The 2,930-nt window shown below is 40.9% G+C and carries 3 protein-coding genes and 2 tRNA genes; all 5 read right to left on the bottom strand.

From position 1 onward, the window contains the following. Positions 1 to 179 precede the first annotated feature (179 nt). Positions 180 to 1,052 (bottom strand): YitT family protein, encoded by an 873-nt coding sequence (locus tag A6K76_RS05305; protein ID WP_066462844.1) that lies wholly within the window; start codon positions 1,050 to 1,052, stop codon positions 180 to 182. Between the two features lie 140 nt (positions 1,053 to 1,192). Beyond that, positions 1,193 to 1,663: a glutathione peroxidase gene (locus A6K76_RS05300; RefSeq protein ID WP_066462842.1), complete on the bottom strand. Its 471-nt coding sequence runs from the start codon at positions 1,661 to 1,663 to the stop codon at positions 1,193 to 1,195. A 536-nt stretch (positions 1,664 to 2,199) separates the two neighbouring features. After that, positions 2,200 to 2,637, bottom strand: coding sequence for a MarR family winged helix-turn-helix transcriptional regulator (locus A6K76_RS05295; protein ID WP_066462841.1), 438 nt, complete (start codon positions 2,635 to 2,637; stop codon positions 2,200 to 2,202). Positions 2,638 to 2,775: 138 nt separating this feature from the next. Continuing rightward, positions 2,776 to 2,847: transfer RNA gene (locus A6K76_RS05290), tRNA-Glu, on the bottom strand. Positions 2,848 to 2,853: 6 nt separating this feature from the next. Continuing rightward, positions 2,854 to 2,929: transfer RNA gene (locus A6K76_RS05285), tRNA-Asn, on the bottom strand. Between the last annotated feature and the right edge of the window lies 1 nt (position 2,930).

Genomic DNA, 2,930 nt, shown 5'->3' with positions numbered 1-2,930 from the left:
ACACCCTAAAGTTTATGCGCATGCTGGGCGCACAATAAAAAAGGGGTGTGCTACTGTTAGCACACCCCTTTTTTTGTGACTCTTCACCATAACTTAGGGTTGCTTTTCCCGCTGAAGTCCGCCTTTTGTTTCAAGCAACTTTTATGCATCAACCCCAGCTTACGGTGATGAACCTTTATTTAATGCACGTCACGTTTAGCGAAGTTGCCGCCTTTCACTTCGACAACCTCATAAATCGCAACAAATGCTTTCGGATCGATTTCACGAATAATTTCTTTCATTTTACGCTCTTCTAAACGGTTAATAATACAATTAATTTCCTTAAACGTTTGATTTGAATACGCACCTTCTACAGTATTCAATGTTGCACTACGACCGAGACGATTACGAATCACTTCAACCATCTCATCTGGATTTGACGTAATAATACGGAAGCTCTTTGAACCGCTTAACCCTTCCTCTACAATTACGATTACTTTAGATGCAATAAAATATGCAATTGCCGATAAAATTGCTCCCTTTAAACCAAATACAAACGATACAATAATAAATACAAATGCATTTAAAAATAAAATTAAATCACTCGTGCTAAATGGCAGCTTGCGTGATAATAGCACAGCTAACATATCAATACCATCTAATGCTCCACCGTTACGCAACGCAATCCCCATACCTAATCCTAAAATAATACCACCAACAACAGTAATTAATAGTGTGTCACCTTCAATAATCGTCGGCACTTTATGCATAAAAATCGTACCAAGTGACAACGCCGCAATTCCAACCACCGATAAAATCGCAAACGTTCGTCCAATTTGCTTATATCCTAAAAAGATAAACGGAATATTTAAAATTGCAATTAGCGCCCCTAACGGCAATCCAAACACTGTCGAGCCAACGATACTTAAACCGGTTACGCCACCGTCCGATACGTTATTTGGAATTAATACAGCTTCTAAACCATATGCTGCAATAAATCCTCCTAAAATAATCATCACTACTTTTGTCATCATTTGAAGCGCACTCGTCTTTTCTGCTTTCTTTTCTGGCATACTTGTAAGTCCTTCCTCTATGTAAAATACGTTCTACTTAAAATAATAATATACACGTTGTAAAATGTATAATGGAAATCAGCCATTTTCGCGAAAAAAGAGCGTGTACTCATATTATGTGTACAACGCTCTGTCCTCATTTATAGTACATTTTTAATTTCTTTTTCAAAACTCATCGGCTTATCTGTCGGCGCAAAACGCTTCACGACATTGCCATCACGATCGACTAAAAATTTCGTGAAATTCCATTTTACCGATTTTCCAAGTATCCCTTTTGTCGCCTCTGTTACGTGCTTAAACAATGGATGTGCTTCCGAACCGTTCACATTTACTAAATCATGCATCGGGAATGTCACACCATACGATAAACGACATGCCTCTGCCGCCTCCGCACCTGATTTTACTTCTTGCTTAAACTGATCCGATGGGAAACCTAGCACGACTAATCCATCATCCTCATATTTTTTATATAGTTGCTCTAGCTCATCAAACTGCCCTGTCAGCCCACATTTCGTTGCCGTATTAACAATTAACATCGGCTTACCTTTATATTTTTCAAGTGAATATTCCTCACCATTTGCTAATGTTACATTAAAATCATAAATATTCATCCGTTTTTCCTCCTTCATATTATATCGGTTCATCACCGTAAGCTAGGATTGACGCATAACAATTTCTTCAAGCGTGTTGATTAGCCATTCAACTGGCAGTTCGCGTATTGCGGCTCGCTTTCCTGGGGCTCGGCGGCGAATACGATGTTGGTCATGAAGGCGATGCCACATGGACGTGGCGCTTATCGCCTTCCTCAAGCCTCCGCACCACTCCTACGTCGCGGCTTACGGGGTCTTGAGGCACGAGCTATTCCCCAAGGAGTCTCGCCGCACGCTCCCATGCCACTACAATGCTGCATTCATGTCAGTTTTGCTACTGAAAACAACCGATTCAGCTTTATAAAAATGGCTAATCAACAGACCTGCAATTTCTTATGACGAGAGGCAAACTCCACCAGTAACAGCATGAGCCTCCCCCCCCTCAATCTTGAAAAGGAAGGCCATTAAGTTCGCACATCGTGTTCGCCACCGCGTCTGCTGAAAGCCTACCTCGTCGTGGAAAGCAACCCTAAGTTATCGTGAAGAGCCTTCATATTTCACTTTAAAGAAAAATTTTCAAAAAACTCATTTAGCTCATGCAATTGTTGACGTAGTGCTCTACCTTCATCCATCAAATAACCACATGCTTCAAGTTGTTTTACAATGGCCTGCTCAATGTTCGGCTGCTGCTCCTTCGCATACGTTGTTAATGAAATGATTGTCGCACGTTTATCTGTCGGCGAAATGCTCTTCTCAATCCATCCACGTTCAAATAATTTCGACAAAATTGGATTTAACGTGCCAATCCCTAAATTCAAACGCTCCCCAATCTCCTTTGTCATTACACGGTCTTGCTCCCATAAAGCTAACAACACTAAGTACTGCGAATACGTTAATTGAAACGGCGCTAAAACATGTGTATACAACTTATTAAAATGACTTGCTGCACGATACACTTCAAAACAGAGCTGTTCATCTAACTTTGTCTGAATCATGCTTCCCACCTCCAATATATCGTATACGATTTATTTTACCGAATTCGATTGTAATTGTACAATCATTACACTTATTACGTCTAAAAAAATATTAGAAAACGAAAAAAGCATTTAGCGAATGCTAAATGCTTTTGCGTATGACCCGTACGGGATTCGAACCCGTGTTACCGCCGTGAAAGGGCGGTGTCTTAACCACTTGACCAACGGGCCTAAATATGGCTCCGAAAGCAGGACTCGAACCTGCGACCTGCCGGTTAACAGCCGGATGCTCTACCAACTGAGCTATTTCGGAA

Source organism: Caryophanon latum (assembly GCF_001700325.1).
Lineage (GTDB): Bacteria > Bacillota > Bacilli > Bacillales_A > Planococcaceae > Caryophanon > Caryophanon latum.
The sequence above is the reverse complement of the archived record's forward strand: the minus strand, read 5'-3'. Positions and strand labels throughout refer to the sequence as shown.